22 protein-coding genes are annotated in these 24,580 nt (G+C 72.8%); 16 read left to right on the forward strand and 6 right to left on the reverse strand.

Translation table 11 applies throughout. The annotated features are described in order from the left end of the window. Positions 1 to 25: 25 nt before the first annotated feature. On the reverse strand, positions 26 to 1,408 hold the full coding sequence (locus tag GHR20_RS27945; protein WP_153814732.1) for an FAD-dependent oxidoreductase: 1,383 nt from the start codon (positions 1,406 to 1,408) through the stop codon (positions 26 to 28). 34 nt (positions 1,409 to 1,442) lie between these two features. After that, positions 1,443 to 3,245 (reverse strand): glycoside hydrolase family 15 protein, encoded by a 1,803-nt coding sequence (locus GHR20_RS27950; RefSeq protein WP_148027722.1) that lies wholly within the window; start codon positions 3,243 to 3,245, stop codon positions 1,443 to 1,445. A gap of 614 nt (positions 3,246 to 3,859) precedes the next feature. On the opposite strand from GHR20_RS27950, the gene GHR20_RS27955 reads away from it, so the two are divergent. From GHR20_RS27955 to GHR20_RS28005, 11 genes are all read left to right on the forward strand, one after another. Beyond that, the gene (locus tag GHR20_RS27955) at positions 3,860 to 5,509 is read left to right on the forward strand and encodes a CTP synthase (RefSeq protein ID WP_153814733.1); all 1,650 of its coding nucleotides are present in this window, start codon (positions 3,860 to 3,862) and stop codon (positions 5,507 to 5,509) included. A gap of 82 nt (positions 5,510 to 5,591) precedes the next feature. Next, positions 5,592 to 6,221: an NUDIX hydrolase gene (locus GHR20_RS27960; protein ID WP_111585095.1), complete on the forward strand. Its 630-nt coding sequence runs from the start codon at positions 5,592 to 5,594 to the stop codon at positions 6,219 to 6,221. 265 nt (positions 6,222 to 6,486) lie between these two features. Continuing rightward, a complete protein-coding gene (locus GHR20_RS27965) occupies positions 6,487 to 8,571 on the forward strand; it encodes a tetratricopeptide repeat protein (RefSeq protein ID WP_153814734.1) in 2,085 nt (694 codons plus the stop codon). A gap of 137 nt (positions 8,572 to 8,708) precedes the next feature. Then, positions 8,709 to 9,833 (forward strand): alanine dehydrogenase, encoded by a 1,125-nt coding sequence (ald, locus tag GHR20_RS27970; RefSeq protein ID WP_148027504.1) that lies wholly within the window; start codon positions 8,709 to 8,711, stop codon positions 9,831 to 9,833. Between the two features lie 426 nt (positions 9,834 to 10,259). Further along, positions 10,260 to 11,393, forward strand: a complete 1,134-nt coding sequence (locus GHR20_RS27975) for a ParA family protein (RefSeq protein WP_153814735.1) — start codon at positions 10,260 to 10,262, stop codon at positions 11,391 to 11,393. Then, the gene (locus GHR20_RS27980) at positions 11,378 to 11,914 is read left to right on the forward strand and encodes a hypothetical protein (protein ID WP_161383172.1); all 537 of its coding nucleotides are present in this window, start codon (positions 11,378 to 11,380) and stop codon (positions 11,912 to 11,914) included. Before GHR20_RS27975 ends, GHR20_RS27980 begins: the two co-directional genes overlap by 16 nt. Positions 11,915 to 11,931: 17 nt before the next feature. After that, a complete protein-coding gene (locus GHR20_RS27985) occupies positions 11,932 to 12,915 on the forward strand; it encodes a segregation/condensation protein A (RefSeq protein WP_153814736.1) in 984 nt (327 codons plus the stop codon). A gap of 14 nt (positions 12,916 to 12,929) precedes the next feature. Then, positions 12,930 to 13,568 carry an SMC-Scp complex subunit ScpB gene (scpB, locus tag GHR20_RS27990; RefSeq protein ID WP_194859147.1) on the forward strand — a complete coding sequence of 213 codons (639 nt, stop codon included), beginning with the start codon at positions 12,930 to 12,932 and terminating at the stop codon, positions 13,566 to 13,568. A 12-nt stretch (positions 13,569 to 13,580) separates the two neighbouring features. Next, the gene (locus GHR20_RS27995; RefSeq protein ID WP_153814738.1) at positions 13,581 to 14,642 is read left to right on the forward strand and encodes a pseudouridine synthase; all 1,062 of its coding nucleotides are present in this window, start codon (positions 13,581 to 13,583) and stop codon (positions 14,640 to 14,642) included. A gap of 78 nt (positions 14,643 to 14,720) precedes the next feature. After that, complete coding sequence (locus GHR20_RS28000; RefSeq protein ID WP_153814739.1) at positions 14,721 to 15,728, forward strand: ADP-ribosylglycohydrolase family protein; 1,008 nt, start codon at positions 14,721 to 14,723, stop codon at positions 15,726 to 15,728. Positions 15,729 to 15,732: 4 nt separating this feature from the next. Further along, the gene (locus tag GHR20_RS28005; RefSeq protein ID WP_153814740.1) at positions 15,733 to 16,485 is read left to right on the forward strand and encodes a nucleotidyltransferase domain-containing protein; all 753 of its coding nucleotides are present in this window, start codon (positions 15,733 to 15,735) and stop codon (positions 16,483 to 16,485) included. 821 nt (positions 16,486 to 17,306) lie between these two features. On the opposite strand, the gene GHR20_RS28010 is transcribed toward GHR20_RS28005, so the two are convergent. Both GHR20_RS28010 and GHR20_RS28015 read right to left on the reverse strand, forming a co-directional pair. Then, positions 17,307 to 18,005 (reverse strand): nucleotidyltransferase domain-containing protein, encoded by a 699-nt coding sequence (locus tag GHR20_RS28010; RefSeq protein ID WP_153814741.1) that lies wholly within the window; start codon positions 18,003 to 18,005, stop codon positions 17,307 to 17,309. A 21-nt stretch (positions 18,006 to 18,026) separates the two neighbouring features. Then, a complete protein-coding gene (locus GHR20_RS28015) occupies positions 18,027 to 18,503 on the reverse strand; it encodes a Rieske (2Fe-2S) protein (RefSeq protein ID WP_148027510.1) in 477 nt (158 codons plus the stop codon). A gap of 195 nt (positions 18,504 to 18,698) precedes the next feature. Here GHR20_RS28015 and aroH point away from each other — a divergent pair, with 195 nt between their 5' ends. From aroH to der, 5 genes are all read left to right on the forward strand, one after another. Beyond that, positions 18,699 to 19,061: a chorismate mutase gene (gene aroH, locus GHR20_RS28020; protein WP_153814742.1), complete on the forward strand. Its 363-nt coding sequence runs from the start codon at positions 18,699 to 18,701 to the stop codon at positions 19,059 to 19,061. Further along, the gene (locus GHR20_RS28025) at positions 19,058 to 20,143 is read left to right on the forward strand and encodes a prephenate dehydrogenase (protein ID WP_153814743.1); all 1,086 of its coding nucleotides are present in this window, start codon (positions 19,058 to 19,060) and stop codon (positions 20,141 to 20,143) included. The genes aroH and GHR20_RS28025 overlap by 4 nt, the downstream gene beginning before the upstream one ends. Positions 20,144 to 20,284: 141 nt before the next feature. Next, entirely contained in the window at positions 20,285 to 20,980 is a 696-nt protein-coding gene (cmk, locus tag GHR20_RS28030) for a (d)CMP kinase (RefSeq protein ID WP_153814744.1), read from the forward strand. A gap of 80 nt (positions 20,981 to 21,060) precedes the next feature. Next, on the forward strand, positions 21,061 to 21,663 hold the full coding sequence (locus GHR20_RS28035) for a lysophospholipid acyltransferase family protein (protein ID WP_194859148.1): 603 nt from the start codon (positions 21,061 to 21,063) through the stop codon (positions 21,661 to 21,663). 78 nt (positions 21,664 to 21,741) lie between these two features. Further along, on the forward strand, positions 21,742 to 23,223 hold the full coding sequence (der, locus tag GHR20_RS28040) for a ribosome biogenesis GTPase Der (RefSeq protein ID WP_153814745.1): 1,482 nt from the start codon (positions 21,742 to 21,744) through the stop codon (positions 23,221 to 23,223). Between the two features lie 63 nt (positions 23,224 to 23,286). Here der and GHR20_RS28045 read toward each other — a convergent pair whose 3' ends face one another. Together GHR20_RS28045 and GHR20_RS28050 are read right to left on the reverse strand one after the other, a co-directional pair. Continuing rightward, positions 23,287 to 23,685 carry a hypothetical protein gene (locus tag GHR20_RS28045; RefSeq protein WP_148027514.1) on the reverse strand — a complete coding sequence of 133 codons (399 nt, stop codon included), beginning with the start codon at positions 23,683 to 23,685 and terminating at the stop codon, positions 23,287 to 23,289. Positions 23,686 to 23,763: 78 nt separating this feature from the next. Then, positions 23,764 to 24,546, reverse strand: coding sequence for a hypothetical protein (locus GHR20_RS28050; RefSeq protein ID WP_111585111.1), 783 nt, complete (start codon positions 24,544 to 24,546; stop codon positions 23,764 to 23,766). Positions 24,547 to 24,580: the final 34 nt, after the last annotated feature.

Raw genomic sequence — 24,580 nt, forward strand, 5'->3', positions numbered from 1 at the left:
GAACATCTCCGTGCGCGGCCGGGTGCTACACCGGCTCGATGTTGTGGTTGAACCGGAAGACGTTGTCGGGGTCCCAGCGCCGCTTCACCTTCTCCAGGCGCAGCGTGTTCCCCGCGCCCAGGCCCGCGCGGACCCGCTCGGGCCCCTCGTCGCCGATGAGGTCCAGACAGACGTCCCCCGTGCTCCACGGCCGGACGGCGGCACCCGCCGCGCGCACCCAGCCGAGGCACCGCTCGTCGTCGGCCGGGTCCGCCCAGCCGGCGGCCGGGCGCACGATCCAGAGCGCGTCCCGGTACGGCACCGGGTAGGTGTGCGGACCGGCCGCGTTCGCCCCGCCCAGGGGGAGCAGCGCGAGCCGGGTGGGGGCCAGGGCCGGCGGGCCGTCGCCGAGGGCGTGGCAGACGTCCACCGCGTCGTCCGGGAGCGCGCGCAGGCACTCCGCGGACCCGTGGTTCCGCGGTCCGGCCGGGACGTCGAGCAGGCACTGCGCCTCGGCGTACGGCAGCGCGCCCAGTGCCTGTGCCTCGTGCGGCGGCGCCAGCAGCGGCCCGGCGAGCCCCCGCAGCTCCTCCTCGGGGCCCGCACAGGTCAGCAGGGCGAGGCACAGCCGCCGGCCCACCAGAGGGGGAGGAACGAGATCCGCGGCGGGACCGGTGAGGTACAGCACCGCGCCGCCCAGCGTGCCCGGGCCGGTGCGCAGGATCTCCCGGAAGGCGCGCACCGCCCGCGGACCGTGCTCCGGCCGGAAGATCAGCGACGCGACGCAGAACAGCGGGAGTTCGTGCAGTCTCAGGGTGAGCGCGGTGGCGACGCCGAAGTTGCCGCCCCCGCCGTGCAGCGCCCAGAACAGCTCCGGGTTCTCGTCGGCGCTCGCGCGCACCCGCTCGGCGTCCGCGGTCACCAGCTCCACCCCGAGGAGGTTGTCCACGGCGGGTCCGAACGCGCGGTCCAGCCAGCCGGTGCCACCGCCGAGGACGAACCCGCCGACCCCCGTCCCGGGGGCCCGGCCGCCGGTCGTCGCCAGCGCGTACGGCTGGGCCGCCCGGTCCAGGTCGCCCGTCGTGGCCCCGCCCTCGACCCGCACCGCCCGGGAGACCGGGTCGACGGCGACCCCGCGCATCCGGCGCAGATCCACCACGAGCGCGCCGTCACCGAGCGCGGTGCCCGCCAGGCCGTGCCCGCCGCCGCGCACCGCGACCGGCAGATCCAGCTCCCGCGCGAAGCGCACCGCGCGCACGACGTCGGCCGCGCCCGCGCACCGCGCGATCACGGCCGGGCGCCGGTCGCTCCTCCCGTCGAAGACGGCACGGGCGGCGTCGTAACCGGGGTCCTCCGGGGCGAGGACCTCACCGGCCAGATCCTCGCGGAGGGCGGCGAGGGCGCTCCGCGCCGTGCAGCGGAAAGCCACGACTCCCAGCGTAGGCGCCCGGCGCGGGACGTCCTCAGCCCCCGTACGCCCCCGAGGCCGTCAGCCGCAGTGCCGTGTCGATCAGCGGCACATGGCTGAACGCCTGCGGGAAGTTGCCCACCTGCCGCTTGAGCCGCGGGTCCCACTCCTCGGCGAGCAGCCCGAGGTCGTTGCGCAGCGCCAGCAGCTTCTCGAACAGCTTGCGGGCCTCGTCGACGCGGCCGATCATCGCGAGGTCGTCGGCCATCCAGAACGAGCACGCGAGGAACGCGCCCTCGTCGCCCGGCAGACCGTCCACCCCCTCGGACTGGCCCTCCGTGGGGTAGCGCAGGATGAAGCCGTCGGAGGTGGACAGCTCGCGCTGGATCGCCTCGATGGTGCCGATCACCCGCTTGTCGTCCGGCGGCAGGAAGCCCATCTGCGGGATCAGCAGCAGGGAGGCGTCCAGCTCCCGGGAGCCGTAGGACTGGGTGAAGGTGTTGCGCTCCTTGTCGTAACCCTTCTCGCACACGTCCCGGTGGATGTCGTCGCGCAGCTCGCGCCAGCGCTCCAGCGGGCCGTCCGCGTCCCCGGACTCGATCAGCTTGATGGTGCGGTCCACCGCGACCCAGGCCATCACCTTGGAGTGCACGAAGTGCCGGCGCGGGCCGCGCACCTCCCAGATGCCCTCGTCCGGCTCCTGCCAGTGGTCCTCCAGGTAGCGGATCAGCTTCAGCTGGAGCAGCGACGCGTAGTCGTTGCGGGCCAGGCCGGTCATATGGGCCAGGTGCAGGGCCTCGGTGACCTCGCCGTACACGTCCAGCTGGAGCTGGTGGGCCGCGCCGTTGCCGACCCGGACCGGGGCCGAGTCCTCGTAGCCCGGCAGCCAGTCCAGCTCGGCCTCGCCCAGCTCGCGCTCGCCCGCGATGCCGTACATGATCTGGAGGTTCTCCGGGTCGCCCGCGACCGCGCGCAGCAGCCACTCGCGCCAGGCGCGGGCCTCCTCCCGGTAGCCGGTGCGCAGCAGCGAGGACAGGGTGATCGCGGCGTCGCGCAGCCAGGTGTAGCGGTAGTCCCAGTTGCGCACGCCCCCGATGTCCTCGGGCAGCGAGGTGGTGGGGGCCGCGACGATGCCGCCGGTGGGCGCGTACGTCAGCGCCTTCAGGGTGATCAGCGAGCGGATCACGGCCTCGCGGTACGGCCCGTGGTACGTGCACTGCTCGACCCACTCGCGCCAGAAGCTCTCCGTGGCCTCCAGCGACTGCTCCGGCTCCGGCAGGGCGGGCGGCCGCTTGTGCGAGGGCTCCCAGGAGATGGTGAACGCGATCCGGTCACCCGGGGCGACCGTGAAGTCGGCGTAGGTCGTCAGGGACTTCCCGTAGGTCTCGGCCTCGGTGTCGAACCACACCGAGTCGGGCCCGGCGACGGCGACCGTGCGGCCCTCGTGCTTGTGCACCCAGGGCACGACCCGGCCGTACGAGAAACGCATCCGCAGCGCCGAGCGCATCGGCACCCGGCCGGTGACGCCCTCCACGATCCGGATCAGCTGGGGCGCGCCGTCACGCGGGGGCATGAAATCGGTCACGCGGACCGTGCCGCGCGGGGTGTCCCACTCCGATTCCAGGATCAGCGAGTCGCCCCGGTAGCTGCGGCGGGCGGCCGAGGGCGGCTGGGCGTCGGCCGCGTGCGCCGGGCCGAGCCGCCAGAAGCCGTGCTCCTCGGTGCCCAGCAGACCGGCGAAGATGGCATGCGAGTCGAAGCGGGGCAGGCACAGCCAGTCCACCGTGCCGTCCCGGCAGACCAGTGCGGCGGTCTGCATGTCTCCGATGAGTGCGTAGTCTTCGATGCGCCCGGCCACGTGCAACTCCAGTCGAACGGCCACGTCACACCCCCGCGCGAGGGGGCTGTCGCTAGTGCGGTCAAGGGTTCGTTGTTGTGCGTCGTTGAGCGGTGAAGCAAAGCAGCCCGCCGGGCCCTGAGGCAAAACGACAGTCTTTGCTCAACGAACTGCCGCGCTCTCGTTGTTCCGGGGGATCCAGGCGGGGGTGTGCCGTCGTCCGGCCGGGCCCGGCAGGGAATGTCCGAGCAGGATACGACGCACCCACCGGATCCGCGTGCCGCTCCGGGCAACCCGTGTGGGCCGAACGAGTGACCCCCCGGTGATGATCGTGTGTGCCCCGCGGGACGGTGCTCATGCCCGGGACGCCTGGGGGAGCTGTGGCGTCGTACCTCCCCCGTGCGAACCGGTGCGGGCCCCACCGTACGTGCCCCCGCGCGGAAGGTGGCCGAAAGTCGACGCATCCGTGTACGGAGCGTGGCCGGAAGCCATCCCCTCCGGGCGCTGATACCCTGGTAGCCCGTGGACCGGTGGGCCCAAAACCCCCGAACCGCAGCGACGGCACCCTCGGAGCGATCCGGGACGTACAGCCGCACCGCACGACAGCCAGCGACCACGGGAGCCCCCTCTTGGCCATGCCGCCCAAATCCACGACGACCAAGCACATCTTCGTCACCGGGGGTGTCGCCTCCTCGCTCGGCAAGGGCCTCACCGCCTCCAGTCTGGGCATGCTGCTCAAGGCCCGCGGCCTGCGCGTCGTGATGCAGAAGCTCGACCCGTACCTGAACGTCGACCCGGGCACGATGAACCCCTTCCAGCACGGTGAGGTGTTCGTCACCAACGACGGCGCCGAGACCGACCTGGACATCGGCCACTACGAGCGCTTCCTCGACCGCGACCTCGACGGCTCGGCCAACGTCACCACCGGCCAGGTCTACTCGACGGTGATCGCCAAGGAGCGCCGCGGCGAGTACCTCGGCGACACCGTGCAGGTCATCCCGCACATCACCAACGAGATCAAGCACCGCATCCGGCGCATGGCCACCGACGAGGTGGACGTCGTCATCACCGAGGTCGGCGGCACCGTCGGCGACATCGAGTCGCTGCCGTTCCTGGAGACCGTCCGCCAGGTCCGCCACGAGGTGGGCCGGGACAACGTCTTCGTGGTGCACATCTCCCTGCTGCCCTACATCGGCCCCTCCGGCGAGCTGAAGACCAAGCCGACCCAGCACTCGGTCGCCGCCCTGCGCAACATCGGTATCCAGCCGGACGCCATCGTGCTGCGCTGCGACCGCGAGGTCCCCACCGCCATCAAGCGCAAGATCTCGCTGATGTGCGACGTCGACGAGGCCGCGGTCGTCGCCTGCCCGGACGCCCGTTCGATCTACGACATCCCGAAGGTCGTGCACACCGAGGGCCTGGACGCCTACGTCGTGCGCAAGCTGGACCTGCCCTTCCGGGACGTGGACTGGACGACCTGGGACGACCTGCTGGACCGCGTCCACAACCCCGACCACGAGGTCACCCTCGCCCTGGTCGGCAAGTACATCGACCTGCCCGACGCCTACCTGTCGGTCACCGAGGCGCTGCGCGCCGGCGGCTTCGCCAACCGCGCCCGCGTCACGATCAAGTGGGTCACCTCGGACGACTGCAAGACCCCGGCCGACGCCAAGGCGCAGCTCGCCGGTGTCGACGGCATCTGCATCCCGGGCGGCTTCGGCGACCGCGGTGTGCTCGGCAAGGTCGGCGCCATCCGCTACGCCCGCGAGAACAAGATCCCGCTGCTCGGCCTCTGCCTGGGCCTCCAGTGCATCGTGATCGAGGCCGCGCGCAACCTGGCCGAGATCGCCGACGCCAACTCCACCGAGTTCGACCCGGCCACCGCCCACCCGGTCATCTCCACCATGGCCGAGCAGCTGGACATCGTGGCCGGCGAGGGCGACATGGGCGGCACCATGCGCCTGGGCATGTACCCGGCCAAGCTGGCCGAGGGCTCCATCGTGCGCGAGGTGTACGACGGCAAGGAGTACATCGAGGAGCGCCACCGCCACCGCTACGAGGTGAACAACTCCTACCGCGCGGAGCTGGAGAAGAAGGCGGGCATCCTGTTCTCCGGCACCTCCCCGGACGGCAAGCTCGTGGAGTACGTCGAGTACCCGCGTGAGGTGCACCCCTACCTGGTCGCCACCCAGGCGCACCCGGAGCTGCGCTCCCGTCCGACCCGCCCGCACCCGCTCTTCGCCGGTCTGGTGAAGGCGGCCGTCGAGCGGAAGATCGCCGAGTAACCCTGGCGCTGTACGGTGGCCGGGGCGCGCATCCGAACGGAGCGCGCCCCGGCCACCTGCGCGTATGGGGAAGGAAGAGGGCATGACGACGATCAAGGACACCCCCGAGGAGTGGGAGATCCGGGCGACGGCCACCCCCTTCGTCGGCAACAAGACCTCGGTGCGCACCGACGACGTGGTCATGCCCGACGGCTCGGTCGTCCACCGCGACTACCAGGTCCACCCGGGCTCGGTCGCCGTCCTCGCCCTCGACGAGCAGGACCGGGTGCTGCTGATCAACCAGTACCGCCACCCGGTGCGGCACAAGCTGTGGGAGATCCCGGCCGGACTGCTCGACGTGCCCGGCGAGAACCCGCTGCACGCGGCCCAGCGCGAGCTGTACGAGGAGGCGCACGTCAAGGCCGAGGACTGGCGGGTGCTGACCGACGTGTACACCACCCCCGGCGGCTGCGACGAGGCCGTACGGATCTTCCTCGCCCGCGGGGTCTCCGAGGCCGAGGGGGAGCGCTTCGCGGTGGAGCACGAGGAGACCGACATGGCGTACGCGCGGGTGCCGGTCGACGAGCTGGTGCGCCGCGTCCTCGCCGGTGACGTGCACAACAACTGCCTGGTCGTCGGGGTCCTCTCGCTGGTGGCCGCGCGCGCCGGGGACGGCCTGGACGCGCTGCGCCCGGCGGACGCGCAGTGGCCGGCCCGGCCCTTCACCTCCTGACCGCCCGGCCTCGCACACCCTGACCGCCCGGCACCTCCCGTCCGCACCGACCCGCCCCGCACGTGCCGACCGCCGTCGCCCGGAACCCCTCCTCGGGACCCTCGCCTGCATTGGTGTGACCATCGCCTGATCCGATCGGGCGATGTCCCCGCCGTCCCCGCCGTGCTCCGAGCGGAACGTCGCAGAGAGTGAACTAGGCTCTTGAACGCCCGTACCGGAAGATCCGGCGGGCTTGCGCGTGCGGTGTGGGACGGGAGTGTGGCCCGTGACGGATCAGGCGGTGGACACAGGCGATGCGCGGCTGTCCGCGCCCCCGGCCGGCGGGGACCGATTCCTGGGCCGGGCACGGGAGTTGAAGGAGCTGCGCGCCGACATCGAGCGCGCGGGCCTGGACACCCTGGCCGGCCGCAAGCCCCCCCGCGCGCGGGTGCTGCTGATCGCGGGCCGCCCCGGATCCGGCCGTACCGCCCTCGCCGAGGAACTGGTCCGCCAGGTCGCCCACCGTTACCCCGACGGGGTGCTGCGCGCCCGGCTCGCCGAGCCCGACGGCACCCCCGTACCGGTCGAGCGGGCCGCCCGCGAACTGCTCGGCGCGCTGCGCCTGCCCGCCCCGGCCGGGGCCGCCGAGGACGACCTCGCCGCGGCCCTGCGCGCCGCCCTCGCCGGCCGCAAAAAACTCCTCCTGCTGGACGACGCGACCGGCGCCGAACAGGTCGACGCCCTGCTCCCGGACGCCCCGGACTGCCTGGTGGTGGCCGTCTCCAAGGGCCCGCTCACCGGCATCTCGGACGTCCGCCCCTGCACTTTGGGCGGCCTGGACACCAAGTCCGCGCTCGAACTGCTCACCCGCTACACCGGCTCGGTGCGCATCACCGTGGACCCGCGCTCCGCCGAGAGCCTGGTGGAGGCGTGCCAGGGCCACCCGGCCACGCTGGTGCTGGCGGGCGGCTGGCTCGCCGCCCGCCCCAAGGCGTCCGTCGCCGACCTCGCCAAGCGGATGCACACCCCGGGGGAGGGCGCGGAGGAGCCGGACGCCACCCCGCTGGCCCGGATCTTCCGGCTGGTCCACGAGGAACTGCCCGGCCCCGCCGCCCGGACCCTGCGCCTGCTGAGCCTCGCCCCGGCCGGTCCGGTCGACGACCAGACCGCCTCCGCGCTGGCCGGCTGCTCCGTCGAGGCGGCCCGCGCCACCCTGGACGACTTCGTCGCCCTCGGCCTGCTGCGCCCGGCCGGCTCGCCGCTCGCCGAGTACGACGTCCCCGGCTGGCTGCACCCGCTGCTGCGCTCGCTCGCCGAGGCCCAGGAGCGGCCGGGGGAGCTCCAGCTGGCCCGGGCCCGGATGCTGGAGCGGACCGTACGGCTGCTGCACTCCTGCCGGACCATCACCGAGACGGACGGCGACCGGTCCCGGGAGAAGATCCAGGGCCTGCCCCGGCCGCTGCGCTTCGCCGACCCCCGCGCGGCCGCGGAGTGGCTGCGGGTCCGCAGGCCCGCGCTGCTGGCCTCCGCCCGGCTCGCGGTGGCCGACGGAGAGCTGGACACCCTGGCCAGGCGGCTGCTGTCGCAGCTGGTCAGGGCGCTGGCCGCGCATGTCGGCACCCAGGCCGCCGCCGTCGACCTGTACGGCGTGCACGGCCTCGTCCTCGATGTCGCCGAGCGGCGCGGACTGCCCCGGGAACGGGCGGCGGCGCTGCTGAACCTGGGCGATCTGGACGCCCAGACCGGCCGCACCCAGGGCGCGCTGGCCCGCTTCCGGGCCGCGCTGGACGCCGGACGCGAGGCGAACGACCCGTACGCGACCGGCCGCGCGATGGAATCCGTAGGCGGCGCCCACCTGGAGCTGGGGGACTACGACCGGGCGGCCGACTGGTTCGGGCGCGCGCTGGCCGACCGGCTGGCCCGCGGCGAGCGCGCGGAGGCCGCGCGGCTCTACGGCCGGATCGCCACCGCCCACACCTACGCCGGCCGCTACGGCGAGGCGCTGCGCAACTGGCGGGCGGCCTGCGCGGCCCACCGCAAGGGCGACGATGTCGCCTCCCTGGCACGGGCGTTGAGCGAGACGGCCCGGGTGCAGGAGTACGCGGGACGCCCCCAGGAATCGCTGCGCACCTGCCAGGACGCGGTGGAGTGGGCGCGGCGCGCGGACGACCTCCGCCTCCAGGCCGCGTTGCAGCTGCGGCTCGCGGACACCCTGGAGCGCCTCGGCGACCCGACGGCGGCCCGGTTGCACCGCGCGACGGCCGGGCGTCTTTTGAGCGAGGAGGCGCCGGAGCGGCCGTCGCAGCAGGCCACAAGCCTGGAACAGGGCCCTGACGCCTGCGAAATCCGTAGTGCATCCAATGAAGATTGATGCAATGAAAGGCTAGACACGCGGAACACCTTCATTAAACTGGCTCTGCCGCATGTCCCCGCGGTGTCTCCCGGTATGCCTGGGCATGTCTGGGTACACCCGTATATGCACCCCCCAAACCCTCTGAGCCAAGGACCGTGATCGACGTGAAGGTCGGCATCCCCCGCGAGGTCAAGAACAACGAGTTCCGGGTGGCCATCACCCCCGCCGGCGTGCACGAGCTGGCGCGCCACGGCCACCAGGTCGTCATCGAGCGGGGCGCCGGCCTCGGCTCCTCGATCACGGACGCCGAGTACGTCGCCGCCGGTGGCCAGATCCTGGACACCGCCGACGAGGTCTGGGCCGCCGCCGACCTGCTGCTCAAGGTCAAGGAGCCGATCGCGGAGGAGTACCACCGCCTCCGCAAGGACCAGATCCTCTTCACGTACCTGCACCTGGCCGCCTCCAAGGAGTGCACGGACGCGCTGATCGAGTCCGGCACCACCGCCATCGCCTACGAGACGGTCGAGCTGCCGAACCGCGCGCTCCCGCTGCTCGCCCCGATGTCCGAGGTCGCGGGCCGGCTGGCCCCGCAGGTCGGCGCCTACCAGCTGATGCGCGCCAACGGCGGCCGCGGTGTGCTGCCCGGCGGTGTCCCGGGTGTGACCCCGGCCAAGGCCGTGGTCATCGGCGGCGGCGTCTCCGGCTGGAACGCCACCCAGGTCGCCGTCGGCATGGGCTTCGACGTGACCCTGCTCGACCGCGACATCAACAAGCTGCGCGAGGCCGACAAGATCTTCGGTACGAAGGTCAAGGCGATCATGTCCAACGCCTTCGAGCTGGAGAAGGCCGTCCTGGAGGCCGACCTGGTCATCGGCGCGGTGCTGATCCCGGGCGCCAAGGCCCCGAAGCTCGTCACCAACGAGCTGGTCGCCCGCATGAAGCCCGGAAGTGTCCTTGTCGACATCGCGATCGACCAGGGCGGCTGCTTCGAGGACTCCCGTCCCACCACGCACGCCGAGCCGACCTTCCCGGTCCACAACTCGGTCTTCTACTGCGTCGCCAACATGCCGGGCGCGGTGCCGAACACCTCCACCAACGCGCTCACCAACGCGACGCTGCCGTACATCGTCTCCCTCGCCGACAACGGCTGGGTCGAGGCGCTGCGCCGTGACGCCGCGCTCGCCCGGGGTCTCAACACCCATGACGGCAAGGTCGTTTACAAGGAGGTCGCGGAGGCCCACGGCCTGGAGCACATCGAGCTGGCCTCGCTGCTCGGCTGATCCTCGTGACCCGGCGCGCGACCTCGTGAGTCACCGAGTCGCCCCCTGGTGAAAGGCGATTCGTCAACACGTCTCGTCAACCGCCCACGCCCGGCCGGACCTTGCCCGACAAGGTCCGGCCGGATGTGTGTATGGTCACTTTGCGACGCTCGGTCAACTCGCCTCGAACGTAACCGTTCAACCGATTCGCACCCCGGTGAAACCTGCTGTGCGACGGCCGTACGCCCTTGACAGCGACATGTTTCATTGCCGACACATCCTGCCGGGTCCGGCGGATTGTGTTGCTGCGGACCGCCGACACGCCATAGAGTCGCCAACCGTCGGCATGGTGCCACGCTGACCTTGTCTAGAAGTTTCCTGGTCACCAAGGAGGTAAGACGACTTGTGAATGAGTCGACATTTTCTCCCGGGGGTGGTCAACCAGGAATGCCCGCAGGGGGCCAGGGGCCCGCGGGATTCGAGGCTGTCGGCTCCGTAGCTGTGCGCACCTTCGCAGCCCACCCGTGTCCGGGAACCCCGATGCCCCGGACAGCACACCAGAGCATGGATGGCCATCACGTGAACGCCATGGCCGGCGACGGAAGTGGCGCGCCCCACAACCAACTCGCCGACTACGACGACCTGCCCGAGGGGCACTTCTACGACCCCGACGCCGAGTACGAGCCCGATCCGGAGTACGCGGCCACGCTCGCGCCCGACGCGGCCCGCCAGCGCCGTGAGCGCATCGGTCCCACCGGTCGCCCGCTGCCGTACTTCCCGATCCCGGGCCCGCTGACCGACCACGGCCCCGCGAAGATCATCGCGATGTGCAACCAGAAGGGCGGCGTCGGCAAGACGACGTCGACCATCAACCTGGGTGCCGCGCTCGCGGAGTACGGCCGGCGGGTACTGCTCGTGGACTTCGACCCGCAGGGCGCGCTGTCGGTGGGTCTCGGCGTCAACCCCATGGAACTCGACCTCACGGTCTACAACCTGCTCATGGAGCGGGGCATGGCCGCGGACGAGGTCCTGCTGAAGACCGCGGTCCCCAACATGGACCTGCTGCCCTCCAACATCGACCTGTCGGCCGCCGAGGTCCAGCTGGTCTCCGAGGTCGCGCGCGAGTCCACGCTCCAGCGCGCGCTCAAGCCGCTGCTGCCCGACTACGACTACATCGTGATCGACTGCCAGCCCTCGCTGGGCCTGCTCACGGTGAACGCGCTGACCGCGGCGCACAAGGTGATCGTGCCGCTGGAGTGCGAGTTCTTCGCGCTGCGCGGTGTGGCCCTGCTGACCGAGACCATCGAGAAGGTCCAGGAGCGGCTCAACCCCGACCTGGAGCTGGACGGCATCCTCGCCACCATGTACGACTCGCGCACGGTGCACAGCCGCGAGGTCCTGGCCCGGGTGGTCGAGGCGTTCGACGACCACGTCTACCACACGGTCATCGGGCGTACCGTCCGCTTCCCGGAGACCACGGTCGCCGGCGAGCCGATCACCACGTACGCCTCCAACTCGGTCGGTGCCGCCGCCTATCGCCAGCTCGCCAGGGAGGTGCTCGCCCGGTGTCACGCCGAGTGAGTCTGCCGGGGGCCGACGAACTCTTCCGTACGACAGGGGGGACGGCACTCCAGCCGTCGGCGCCCCGGCGCGCCGCGGGCACCGAGGCCCGGGTGCCGGCACCCGCGCAGGACAGCGACGACGTGGCCGCCGCCGAGGACGCGCCGCAGGCCGTGCCCGTGCGGGGCGGGGACGGCGAGGGCGCGGAGCACGTGGCGGCGGAGGCCGAACCGGCCGACGCCGAGTCCCGCGCCCGGCGCCGGGGGCCCGCGCCGGACGGTTCCGCCGCCGAGCCGCGCAAGCGGGGCCGGGCGGCGAACCGGCGGCCCAGCGGGCGCGAGCGGCACGACGAGAAGATCACGGTGTACGTCTCCGCCGAGGAGCTGATGGACCTGGAGCACGCCCGTCTGGTGCTCCGGGGCGAGCACGGGCTCGCGGTGGACCGCGGCCGCATCGTGCGCGAGGCGGTGGCCGTGGTGCTGGCGGACCTGGAGTCCCGCGGAGACGCGAGCATCCTCGTACGGCGGCTGCGGGGGCGTTAGCGGTAGCCTGCGGGGCGATGACCTCGAACGACGCGCTCCTCCCCGGCCCTGGTGCCGGTCGTCGGCGTGCGCTGGGCCGGGGACCGGGGGCACCGGTCGCCGACGAGGTGCCCGAGGCCGTCGTACCGCAGGAGACTCCCGCACCCGAGGCCCCCGAGCCCGCCGCCGACCCCGAAGAGACACCCGACGGCGTCTTCAAGGTCCGCCTCGCCAACTTCGAGGGGCCCTTCGATCTGCTGCTCCAGCTGATCTCGAAGCACAAGCTGGACGTGACCGAGGTCGCGCTGTCCAAGGTCACCGACGAGTTCATGGCGCACATCCGCGCGATGGGGCCGGACTGGGACCTGGACCAGACGACCGAGTTCCTCGTCGTCGCGGCCACGCTGCTCGATCTGAAGGCGGCCCGGCTGCTGCCCGCCGCCGAGGTGGAGGACGAGGGCGACCTGGCGCTGCTCGAAGCGCGCGACCTGCTGTTCGCGCGGCTGCTCCAGTACCGGGCGTACAAGCAGATCGCCGACATCTTCAACGCCCGCGTCGACGAGGAGGCCCGCCGCTACCCCCGTACCGTCGGCCTCGAACCCGAGCTCGCCGAGCTGCTGCCCGAGGTCGTGATCAGCATCGGGCCCGAGGGCTTCGCGAAGCTCGCGGTCAAGGCGATGCAGCCCCGGCCCGAGCCGCGGGTGTACGTCGACCACATCCACGCCCCGCTGGTCAGCGTGCAGGAGCAGGCCCAGGTCGTGGTCGAGCGGCTGCGCGAGCTGGGCGAGGCCAGCTTCCGGGTGCTCGTGGCGGACACCGGCGACACGCTCACCGTCGTCGCCCGCTTCCTGGCCCTCCTGGAGCTGTACCGGGAGAAGGCCGTCGCCCTGGAGCAGGAGGCCGCCCTCGGGGAGCTGCTGGTGCGCTGGACCGGCGGGGAGGGGGCGGCGGCGCCGGTGGTCACCGACGAGTTCGACCGGCCGCCCGAGCGGCCCGGGCCCGAGGAGGAGAGGAAGCCGTGAGCGAGACGACCGAGATTCCCGAGGCCCCGGCGGGACCGGGCGAGGTCGCGGGGCTGGAGCTGCGGCCCGCCCTGGAGGCCGTCCTCATGGTCGTGGACGAGCCCGCGACCGAGGAGCACCTCGCCAGGATTCTGGAGCGGCCCCGGCGGCAGATCGCGGACGCGCTGCGGGCGCTGGCCGACGAGTACACCGTGCAGGGCCGCGGCTTCGAGCTGCGCCAGGTCGCGGGCGGCTGGCGCTTCTACACCCGGGCCGCCTACGCGCCCGCCGTGGAGCGGCTCGTCCTGGACGGCCAGACGGCCCGGCTCACCCAGGCCGCGCTGGAGACCCTCGCGGTCGTCGCCTACCGCCAGCCGGTCAGCCGCAGCCGGGTCTCCGCCGTGCGCGGAATGAACTGCGACGGTGTGATGCGCACCCTGCTCCAGCGCGGTCTGGTCGAGGAGGCGGGCGCGGAACCCGAAACAGGTGCGATCCTGTACAGGACGACGAACTACTTCCTGGAGCGGATGGGCCTGCGCGGCCTGGACGAGCTCCCGGAGCTCGCGCCCTTCCTCCCGGAGGCGGAGGCGATCGAGGCCGAGACCCAGGAGGGAGTCCCGTCGTTCGACCCGGACGCGCCCGACGCGCCGGGTGCAGACGACGCAGACGACTAAGACGGAACTTTGATGCGAAGCAGCGGCAGCGGCAAGAGTGGCGGGCGCGGTAACCAGCGCGGCGCCGGCAACAACCGGGACGAGCGCCAGGGGCAGGGCCGTCCCAGCAAGCCCCGCCCCGAGGAGCGCCGCTACGACGTGGGTCCCGGCGCGACCAAGGACGGCCCCAAGGCCGGGCGCGGCGGCGCGGCCCGCGGCGGCGCCAAGGGCGGACCCCGGCGGGCCCAGCAGGGCGGCCGTACGGAGCCCTCGCGCTCGCGTGAGTACGAGACGCGGGTCGAGGAGCGCAACCGGGACCGGTACGCGGGCAAGAAGGACATCAAGCTGCCCAAGACCTTCCCGGGCGCCGAGCAGGAGGGCGAGCGGCTCCAGAAGGTGCTCGCGCGCGCGGGCTACGGCTCCCGGCGCGCCTGCGAGGAGCTGATCGAGCAGTGCCGCGTCGAGGTCAACGGCGAGATCGTCACCGAGCAGGGCAAGCGGGTCGACCCGGAGAAGGACGAGGTCAAGGTCGACGGCCTGACCGTGGCGACGCAGTCGTACCAGTTCTTCTCGCTGAACAAGCCCGCCGGTGTCGTCTCCACCATGGAGGACCCGGAGGGGCGCCAGTGCCTCGGCGACTACGTCACCAACCGTGAGACGCGGCTCTTCCACGTCGGCCGGCTGGACACCGAGACCGAGGGCGTCATCCTGCTCACCAACCACGGTGAGCTGGCGCACCGCCTGACCCACCCCAAGTACGGCGTGCAGAAGACGTACCTCGCGCACATCGTCGGCCCGATCCCGCGCGACCTCGGCAAGCGCCTGAAGGACGGCATCCAGCTGGAGGACGGCTACGCGCGCGCGGACCACTTCCGGGTGGTGGAGCAGACCGGCAAGAACTACCTGGTCGAGGTCACCCTGCACGAGGGCCGCAAGCACATCGTGCGGCGCATGCTGGCGGAGGCCGGGTTCCCGGTCGACAAGCTGGTGCGCACCTCGTTCGGCCCGATCACCCTGGGCGACCAGAAGTCCGGCTGGCTGCGGCGGCTGTCGAACACCGAGGTCGGCATGCTGCTGAAGGAAGTCGAACTGTAGGCCGGGCTCCGAAAGCGCCTTGCGTCGCTCACTCGTCCCCCTTTATTGTCACGATGACGATAAAGGGGGATGATGTACATGTCCAAGCGGCCCGCGACCGGCTCGCTCCTCGGTCTCGCCCTGGGGGACGCGCTCGGCTTCCCGACCGAGTTCGCCAAGGTGCCCGAGATCCTGGCCACGTTCGGGCCCTGGCGTGAGATGCCGCTCGCGCGGCGCGCCCTCGTCTCCGACGACACCCAGATGACCCTCGCCCTCGGCCGGGGTCTGCGCACCGCCCTGGAGCGAGGCCCTCTCGCGCCCGAGCGGCTGGAGAGGCCGGTGCGCGAGGAGTTCGTGGACTGGTACCACTCGCCGGACAACAACCGGGCGCCCGGCAACACCTGCCTGACCGCCTGCCGGCTGCTGGAGGCCGAGGGCCGGGCCTGGCAGGACGCCAGTCGGCTCGACTCCAAGGGCTGCGGCGCCAATATGCGCGTCGCGCCGATCGGGCTCGCACTCGGCCTGAGCGACGAACAGCGCGCCGGCGCCGCCCAGTTGCAGTCCGGGCTCACGCACGGCCACCCCACCGCGCTGGCCGCGTCCGATCTCACCGCCCGCGCGGTCCACCTGCTGGCGCGGGGCACCGAACCGGCCGCGCTTGTGGGGGAGTTGCGCGACTACGCCCGCGCGAACCGCACCCGCTACGACGAGACGTGGCTCGGCGATCTGTGGACCCGTTCCCAGGACCCCACGCCCGAGCACTTCGCCGCGCGCGGCTGGGACGAGTGCCTGGCGATCCTGGACCGCCTCCGGGAGGCGGTGCGCACCCACTGCGCCGAGGACGATCCGTGCCTGGCCACCGGGGAGGGCTGGATCGCCGAGGAGGCGTTCGCGACCGGGCTGCTGTGCTTCCTGCTCTTTGCCGAGGAGCCCCGCACCGCCCTGCGCCGGGCCGCCTGCACCGCCGGTGACTCCGACTCCATCGCCTGCCTGACCGGCGCCTTCGCGGGCGCGTGGCTCGGCGCGGACGCCTGGCCCGCGGACTGGGCGGAGCGGATCGAGTACCGGGAAGATCTGTTGGCGCTCGGCACACTCTGGGACGCTTAGGCCCATGATCGACAGCCTCGACATAGACCTCGCGCCGGTGGTCGCCGAACAGCCCGATCCCCTGCTGTTCGCCACCGTCTCCGGAGCCCATCTGTACGGCTTCCCCTCGCAGGACTCGGACGTGGACCTGCGCGGTGTCCACCTGCTGCCCGCCGCGGACCTCCTGGGCCTGCGCGAGCCGGAGGAGACCCGGTCGAAGACATGGGTGCACTACGGCGCCGAGCTGGACCTCGTGACGCATGATCTGCGCAAGTTCGTACGGCTGATGCTGCGCCGCAACGGCTATGTGCTGGAGCAGCTGCTGTCCCCGCTGGTCGTGCACACCACCGACGCGCACCGCGAGCTGTCCGCGCTCGCCCCGGACGTGATCACCAGCCATCACGCCCACCACTACCGGGGGTTCGCGGTCACCCAGTGGCGCCTGTTCGAGAAGACCGCCGAACTCAAGCCGCTGCTCTACACGTTCCGCGTCCTGCTCACCGGCATCCACCTCATGCGCACCGGCGAGGTCCAGCCCCATCTGCCCACGCTGGTGCGGGAGCTGGACGCCCCCGCCTACCTCCCCGAACTGATCGCCGCCAAGGCCGCCCGGGAACACGGCACGTTCCCCGGCCTCGACCAGCCGCGCGTGGCCGACGACGTGGAACGCCTGCACACGGCCCTCGACGAGGCCCAGGCCGCGTCGACCCTGCCGGACGCGGCGACCGGCCATGAGGCACTGCACGACTTCGTGGTGCGGCTGCGGCTGGGCGGCTGAGAAGCGGGGCGGACCCGCCCGGACCGGACCGGCGTTTTCACGGACCGGGCGGCCGAGGCATCGGGGGCGGGTCGGCTCCGGCGCGGGTGGGGGCCTCCGGGGTGGGTCGGTTCCGGCACGGCTGGGGCGTCGGGGGCGGCGCCTGCGGCTGGGGTCGAGGCGCGGGCCGGCTCCCGGGCGGCCGGGTGGTGGCGCCCGGTCCGGCGGCCACCGCCGGTACCGCTCCGCCGCCTGCCGCGCGGCCGCCGTGTCCACCGTCGGGCCCGCACGGGAGGGCCGCGGCCGGGGCGGCGCCGGTGAGGCATGGGCCGGGTGCGGTGGTGTCCGGTCTCCGGGGATCGGCCGACCGGGGAGCCGGGGGAGAGGCGGGTCCGGCACCGGCCGGGTGGCTGGGGCGTCCGGGGCGTCCTCCTCGTCGGCTGCGCGGCCGGTGCCGGACAGGCTTTCAAGGGGGCGCGGGCGGGGAACTGTCCGTACGGGTGGGCCCGGCGTGTGCCCAGGAAGGGCGCCAGGACCCTGAGCAGGGGCGGCGTCCGGCCGCCCGCCGACGCGACAGCCCTTCGGGCCGGGCGCCGGCCGACCACCGGGCCCGGGCGCCCCGGCGTCCGGCGTCGGTGTCCGCTCCCCTGCGCGGGCGAATCCACCCGGCTCTCCTGTGCGGGCGAACCCACCCGGCGCCCGCCCCGGTCCGGTTCTCACGCCCCGGTCTCCTCAGGCCCCGGTCCGGTCCGCACGCGGCGAGCTGGTCCGCGTCCCGCCGAGCGGCCCCACCCGCGGTCACCGGCACGCCCGGCCCCGAGCAGCCGTACCCCCGGCCGCCCTCACCCCTGTCGCGCCGACTCCGCGGCCGAGTCGCGGCGGGTGCGGAACAGGAAGTCCGCCACCCGGACCCGGTCCGGTTCCGGGGGGAGCGAGGTGTGGTGCAGGGCGGTCTCCGTCTCCGCGGCGAGGCGGGCCATCCAGGATTCGACGGCCGTCCAGGGGACCTCCCCCCGCTTCACCGCCAGCAGGGGCTCGCGTCCGTCGCCCACGTCGAGACGCAGCTCGCCGGTGCGCAGCAGGTCGCGGCAGCTGGTCAGCAGGCGCAGCAGATGCATGGCGTGCTTCCAGCGCGGGGCACCCGTCGTACGGACGTCGGCGTCCAGCTTCTTGCACTGGCCGAGGGCGTAGCGGGTGAAGGTGTCGTACACCTTCGCGGAGAGGAACGCCCCGCGCAGGGACAGCAGTTCGCGGCCGGTGTCGTCCAGGTGTTCCACCAGCGGGGAGTGCAGGCACTCCAGGATGTTCGGATTGCCGCGCAGCGCCAGCTCGCAGAACCGCTCCAGCTCCCAGGAGAACCGTTCCTCGCCCGGCCCCTCCACATGCGCCGGCGGCTTCTCGAACCGCCAGAACAGGGCGGTGGGCGCGAGATACACGCCCCGCCGGTCGGTGTCGCTCGCCTCCGTGGCCAGGCCGAAGGCCCGGGAGCCCATGACACAGGCGTAGATCGTGTGGTCGCGTACCAGGTCCTCGGGCTGCATTCCCGGAGCCTACGCGGCACCTCAGGTCAGCTGGATGGAGTTTCCGTCGACCTTGATCGGGCGCTCGGCCAGCGGCTTCGTCGCGGGACCGTCGGCCACCGAACCGTCCTCGATCTTGAACCGGCTGCCGTGGCACGGGCAGTCGATGGTGCCGTTCTGCACCCGGCTCACCGTGCAGCCCATGTGCGTGCAGACCGCCGAGAACGCCTTGAACTGCCCCTTCGCCGGCTGCGTCACCACGATCTTCTGCGCGTCGAAGACCTTGCCCCCGCCCTCGGGGATGTCGCCCGTGCTCGCGAGCTTCTTCGCGTCGGCCGCCGCGGAGGTGCCCGCGCCGGTCGGGGACGCCGCCGTCGCGGGGCTCGTCGGACCCGTCGGCGAGGGGCTGTCCGTGCCGTCGGCCGCCGTGCTCGTGTCGCTCTTGTTGCCGCCGCAGCCGGTCGCGAGCGCCGCCGCGCCCGTCGCGATCACCGTGCGCCGCGTCGCGCCCTGGGTCATGTCACCACTCCGTACACATGTCGGGATGCGGATACCGTTACCGATGCCGGAAAGAATGCGTGGAAACCGGGATGAACCGGACCGCTCGTATCGTCTCAGTGATCGGGCGCCGCGCGCCGTGCCCACGCGGGCTGACTAGGCTGGACGGGCGAGCACGACAACACCTGTCAGCACTGGTTAGCTAGGAGCAGCGCCGTGGCGGTACGAGCGGTCCGCGGGGCCGTCCAACTGGAGCGGGACGAGGCCGGACACATGGGTGAGCAGGTCGGAGCCCTGCTCACCGCCGTCCTGGAGCGGAACGGACTGACCGCGGACGACCTGATCAGCATCTGGTTCACCGCCACCCCCGATCTGCACAGCGACTTCCCGGCGGCCGCCGCCCGCAAGCTCGGCATCGTCGACGTGCCCCTGATCTGCGCCCAGGAGCTGGACATCGCGGGCGCCCTGCCCCGGGTCGTCCGGATTCTCGCCCACGTCGAGTCGGACCGCCCGCGCGCCGACATCGCCCACGTCTACCTGGGCGCCGCGGCCGCCCTGCGCAAGGACATCGCCCAGTGAGAACCGCCCTCGTCATCGGCACCGGTCTGATCGGCACCTCCGCCGCCCTGGCCCTGACGCAGCGCGGGGTCACCGTGCACCTCGCCGACCACGACCCGGAGCAGGCCCGTACCGCCGCCGCGCTCGGCGCCGGCACCGACGCGGCCCCCGAGGGACCCGTCGACCTGGCGATCGTCGCCGCCCCGCCCGCCCATGTGGCGGCTCTCCTCGCCGACGCCATGCGCCGGGGTCTGGCCCGCGGCTACCTCGACGTGGCCAGCGTCAAGGGCGGACCGCGCCGGGAGCTGGAGGCGCTCGGCCTGGACCTCGGCGCCTACCTCGGCACCCACCCGATGTCCGGCCGGGAGAAGTCGGGCCCGCTGGCCGCGACCGGCGACCTCTTCGAGGGCCGGCCCTGGGTGCTCACCCCCACCCGGGACACCGACACCGAGGTGCTCAACCTCGCCCTGGAACTGGTCTCGCACTGCCGGGCCGTCCCGGTCGTCATGGACGCCGACGCCCACGACCGCGCCGTCGCCCTCGTCTCCCACATGCCCCACCTGGTCTCCAGCATGGTCGCCGCCCGCCTGGAACACGCCGACGAGGCCGCCGTACGACTGTGCGGGCAGGGCATCCGGGACGTGACCCGGATCGCCGCCTCCGACCCGCGCATGTGGATCGACATCCTCTCCGCTAACCCGGGCCCGGTCGCCGACCTGCTCGCCGATGTCGCCGCCGACCTGGACGAGACCGTGGGCGCCCTGCGCGCCCTGCAATCCTCCGACGAGGACAAGCGGCGCGCCGGCGGCACCGGCATCGAGGCCATGCTGCGCCGCGGCAACGCGGGCCAGGTGCGGGTGCCCGGCAAGCACGGCAGCGCGCCGCGGGCCTACGAGACCGTCGTCGTGCTCATCGACGACCAGCCCGGCCAGCTGGCGCGCATCTTCGCCGACGCGGGCCGCGCCGGGGTCAACATCGAGGACGTGCGCATCGAGCACGCCACCGGGCAGCAGGCCGGTCTGGTGCAGCTCATGGTCGAGCCGGGGGCCGTGCCGGCGCTCGCCGACGCGCTGCGCGAGCGGGGCTGGGCGCTGCGGCAGTAGCCCGGCACGGGCGGGGCGGGGGACCGGGCGGGGCCCGGCGGTGGTATGCGTCCGGACGAGTGACCCACACCCAGTAACCTTGTGCGGGGCGCTCTCGCTCCCCGACCCCGCCCGCACACCGCACCAGGAAGGTGTCCCCTCGTGGAAAACGGCGCCGCCCCGACCGCCAAGCCCGTGATCGTCGCGATCGACGGTCCCTCCGGCACAGGCAAGTCGAGCACGTCGAAGGCCGTGGCCGCACAGCTCGGCCTGAGCTACCTGGACACCGGCGCCCAGTACCGGGCGATCACCTGGTGGATGGTGCACAACGGCATCGATCTGGCGGACCCGACCGCCGTCGCCGCCGTGGCGGGCAAGCCCGAGATCGTCTCCGGCACCGACCCGTCCGCCCCGGCCATCGCGGTCGACGGCGTGGACGTGGCCGCCCCGATCCGCACCCAGGAGGTCACCTCCAAGGTCAGCGCCGTCAGCGCGGTGCCCGAGGTGCGCACCCGGATCACCGAACTCCAGCGCTCGCTGGCCGCCGGCGCCGAGCGGGGCATCGTGGTCGAGGGCCGGGACATCGGTACGACGGTGCTGCCGGACGCCGACCTCAAGGTCTTCCTCACCGCCTCCCCGGAGGCCCGCGCCGCCCGCCGCAGCGGTGAGCTGAGGGGCGCCGACCTGCACGCCACCCGCGAGGCGCTGATCAAGCGCGACGCCGCCGACTCCAGCCGCAAGACCTCCCCGCTCGCCAAGGCCGACGACGCGGTCGAGGTGGACACCACCGAGCTCACCCTCGCCCAGGTCATCGAGTGCGTCGTCACCCTGGTCGAGGAGAAGCGGGCAGGGAAGTGAGCCTGCCCTCCGAGAGACGGGTCGCGAGCCTGCCCTCCGAGAAGGGCGCCGAGGTCGGCCGGCGCATCGGCGTCGGCCTGATGTACGGGCTGTGGCGGCCGCGCGTGCTCGGTGCCTGGAAGGTGCCGGCGAGCGGCCCGGTGATCCTCGCCGTCAACCACTCCCACAACATCGACGGCCCCATGGTCATGGGGGTGGCGCCCCGGCCGACGCACTTCCTGATCAAGAAGGAGGCGTTCATCGGCCCGCTGGGCGCCTTCCTGAGCGGCATCGGCCAGCTGAAGGTGGACCGCACCGCCGCCGACCGCGCCGCGATCACCCGGGCCCTCGACCTCCTGGCGGCCGGGGGAGTGCTGGGCATCTTCCCGGAGGGCACCCGGGGCGAGGGCGACTTCGCCTCGCTGCGCGCGGGCCTCGCCTATTTCGCGGTCCGCAGCGGGGCGCCGGTCGTGCCGGTGGCCGTCATGGGAAGCTCGGACCGGCCGGGGCGGCTGATCAAGGCGCTGCCCCCGGTGCGCTCGCGGGTGGACGTCGTCTTCGGAGACCCGTTCGACGCGGGCGGCGGCTCCGGGCGCCGTACGCGCCGGGCGCTGGACGAGGCGACCGAGCGTATCCAGAAGCAGCTCACCGCCCACCTGGAAAACGCCAGGCGCCTGACCGGGCGCTGGGCGACACTTGAGTAGTGGATCAGCCCACCGAGGGTTAAGCCCACCAGGGCCTGTTCCACCGATCACCACGATGAACAACGAGGTACGGACTTCATGAACGACGACATCCAGCCCGACGGCTCGGCCGCGCACGAGTACGAGCACGGGGCTCTCGGCGACGCCGAGTACGCGGAGTTCATGGAGCTCGCCGCGGTCGAGGGCTTCGACGTCGAGGACGTCGAGGGCGCCATCGAGGCGGCGGGCCACGGCCCGCTGCCCGTGCTCGCCGTCGTCGGCCGCCCGAATGTCGGCAAGTCGACCCTGGTCAACCGGATCATCGGCCGCCGCGAGGCGGTCGTCGAGGACAAGCCCGGCGTCACCCGCGACCGCGTCACCTACGAGGCCGAGTGGGCGGGCCGCCGCTTCAAGGTGGTCGACACCGGCGGCTGGGAGCAGGACGTCCTCGGCATCGACGCCTCCGTGGCCGCCCAGGCCGAGTACGCGATCGAGGCCGCCGACGCGGTGGTCTTCGTGGTCGACGCCAAGGTCGGCGCCACCGACACCGACGAGGCGGTCGTACGACTGCTGCGCAAGGCCGGCAAGCCGGTGGTGCTGTGCGCCAACAAGGTCGACGGCCAGAGCGGCGAGGCCGACGCCTCGTACCTGTGGAGCCTGGGCCTCGGCGAGCCGCACCCCGTCTCCGCGCTGCACGGCCGCGGCACCGGCGACATGCTGGACGCCGTCCTGGAGGCGCTGCCCGAGGCGCCCGCGCAGTCCTTCGGCACCGCCATCGGCGGCCCCCGCCGCATCGCGCTCATCGGCCGCCCGAACGTGGGCAAGTCCTCCCTGCTGAACAAGGTCGCGGGCGAGGAGCGCGTCGTCGTCAACGAGATGGCGGGCACCACCCGCGACCCGGTCGACGAGATGATCGAACTCGGCGGCGTCACCTGGAAGTTCGTGGACACCGCGGGTATCCGCAAGCGCGTCCACCTCCAGCAGGGCGCGGACTACTACGCCTCGCTGCGCACCGCCGCCGCGGTGGAGAAGGCCGAGGTCGCGGTCGTCCTGATCGACGCCTCGGAGAACATCTCCGTGCAGGACCAGCGGATCGTCACCATGGCCGTGGAGGCGGGCCGGGCGGTGGTCGTCGCCTTCAACAAGTGGGACACGCTGGACGAGGAGCGCCGCTACTACCTGGAGCGGGAGATCGAGACCGAGCTGGCCCAGGTCGCCTGGGCGCCCCGGGTGAACGTGTCGGCGCGCACCGGCCGCCACATGGAGAAGCTGGTCCCGGCCATCGAGACCGCGCTCGCCGGCTGGGAGACCCGCGTGCCCACCGGTCGGCTCAACGCCTTCCTGGGCGAGCTGGTCGCGGCCCACCCGCACCCGGTCCGCGGCGGCAAGCAGCCGCGCATCCTCTTCGGCACCCAGGCCGGCACCAAGCCGCCGCGCTTCGTGCTCTTCGCCTCCGGCTTCATCGAGGCGGGCTACCGGCGCTTCATCGAGCGCCGGCTGCGCGAGGAGTTCGGCTTCGAGGGCACCCCGATCCACATTTCGGTGCGGGTGCGCGAGAAGCGCGGCTCGAAGAAGAAGTAACGCCGGTACGACGCGAAGGGCGGCCCCTGTCCGACAGGGGCCGCCCTTTCGTGTGCGGGTGTGTCACGCGCCGCGGCGCGGTCCGGGGGGCAGCGCGGCGGGCACATGGTGCATCCCGGTGTCCTGCTGCGGCCGGCCGAGGGTGCCGACGCGCTGCCACTGCGACTGCTGGCGGGCGCTGTAGGCCCCCGCGCTGTAGGCGCTGTACGAGCTGCTGAACGAACCCGCCCGATGTCCGCCGTACGACCACCCGGTGCGGTCCGGCAGGCCGAAGGGGACGAACCTCATCCCCTCCTCGCCGCTGCGGTCGCCCGGCAGTGTGCGAAATGCCTTGACCCACTCCGAGGCGAGCATGTCGAAGATCGGCGTGGCCGAGGCACCACCCGCCCCTTCGTGCCCCGTCCGGGCGGACGGAACGGAGGTGAACGAGGACCGTCGGGGCGAAGTGTCGTATGCGTGCACGTATGTCCAAACGACAGGGCGCGGGAAGAGATGCGGTTTCGCAACCTTCCTTTGGCGCCGGTCCCTTGGACGCGCGGGTCAGGTCCCGGCGAGCGGGAGCGCCGCGGCGACCAGCCGGCCGCCCGCCGCCGCCCTGTCGAGGGAGTCGCGCAGCAGGTCCTCGCGCGGCTGGCGGCCGATGGAGCCCACCGGCGCGGCGAACATCAGCACCTGCTGGTGCTTGTTGGCCGCGGCCCGCCAGCCGTCGGTGACCTGGAGCGGCTGATGGGCCTGCCACCAGGCGACCGGGTGGCCGCCGGGCGGCCCCGGCTGGAGGACCGCGTGCAGCTGGCCCACGGCCAGCAGCACCGACCAGCCGTGCAGCACCGGCGGGACCGCGAGCAGCTCGGTCACCGGCATGAAGCCCTGCTCGATGAGGAGCGGCAGGAAGTCGTCCCCGGCCCCGAAGGTGCCGGGGCGCACGATGGGGGAGGTGGGCTCGACCACCAGGGCGGGGTGCAACTCGCCCTCGATCAGGACGAGTCCGCTGGTCACACCGAGCACCGCCTGCTCGGGCACGGGCCGCTGCGGCTCGCCGCCCTCGGCCTGCGCGCCGATGGAGCGGACGGCGCCCTGCAACTGCTCCTCGGTGACCTGGACGACCTGCGAGGGCAGGCAGCTCGCGTGGGCGAAGGCGAGGACCGCGGTCTCCTCGCCGACGAAGAGGACGGTGCTGGTGCGCTCCTGCTCGGAGTCGCCCGGGGTGCGGCAGGACGTGCAGTCGTAACTGCCCGGGGCGTTCTCTCCGGCGAGCAGCCGGTCGGCTTCTTCGTCGCCGATCTCGGCGCGTACGGCGTCACTGACGTCGAGCATGCGCGGCACGGGGGGCTCCCTTGGGATGCGTGCTGGACCGGTC

Source organism: Streptomyces sp. SUK 48, from assembly GCF_009650765.1.
Lineage (GTDB): Bacteria > Actinomycetota > Actinomycetes > Streptomycetales > Streptomycetaceae > Streptomyces.

Excerpts from the sequence above, each read along its gene's own strand:
- GHR20_RS27955 (WP_153814733.1), top strand. The coding sequence starts at position 3,860 with ATGCCGCCCAAATCCACGACGACCAAGCACATCTTCGTCACCGGGGGT.
- GHR20_RS27960 (WP_111585095.1), top strand. The coding sequence starts at position 5,592 with ATGACGACGATCAAGGACACCCCCGAGGAGTGGGAGATCCGGGCGACG.
- GHR20_RS27975 (WP_153814735.1), top strand. The coding sequence starts at position 10,260 with ATGCCCGCAGGGGGCCAGGGGCCCGCGGGATTCGAGGCTGTCGGCTCC.
- GHR20_RS27985 (WP_153814736.1), top strand. The coding sequence starts at position 11,932 with ATGACCTCGAACGACGCGCTCCTCCCCGGCCCTGGTGCCGGTCGTCGG.
- GHR20_RS27995 (WP_153814738.1), top strand. The coding sequence starts at position 13,581 with ATGCGAAGCAGCGGCAGCGGCAAGAGTGGCGGGCGCGGTAACCAGCGC.
- GHR20_RS28000 (WP_153814739.1), top strand. The coding sequence starts at position 14,721 with ATGTCCAAGCGGCCCGCGACCGGCTCGCTCCTCGGTCTCGCCCTGGGG.
- GHR20_RS28005 (WP_153814740.1), top strand. The coding sequence starts at position 15,733 with ATGATCGACAGCCTCGACATAGACCTCGCGCCGGTGGTCGCCGAACAG.
- GHR20_RS28010 (WP_153814741.1), bottom strand. The coding sequence starts at position 18,005 with ATGCAGCCCGAGGACCTGGTACGCGACCACACGATCTACGCCTGTGTC.
- GHR20_RS28015 (WP_148027510.1), bottom strand. The coding sequence starts at position 18,503 with ATGACCCAGGGCGCGACGCGGCGCACGGTGATCGCGACGGGCGCGGCG.
- GHR20_RS28035 (WP_194859148.1), top strand. The coding sequence starts at position 21,061 with ATGTACGGGCTGTGGCGGCCGCGCGTGCTCGGTGCCTGGAAGGTGCCG.
- der (WP_153814745.1), top strand. The coding sequence starts at position 21,742 with ATGAACGACGACATCCAGCCCGACGGCTCGGCCGCGCACGAGTACGAG.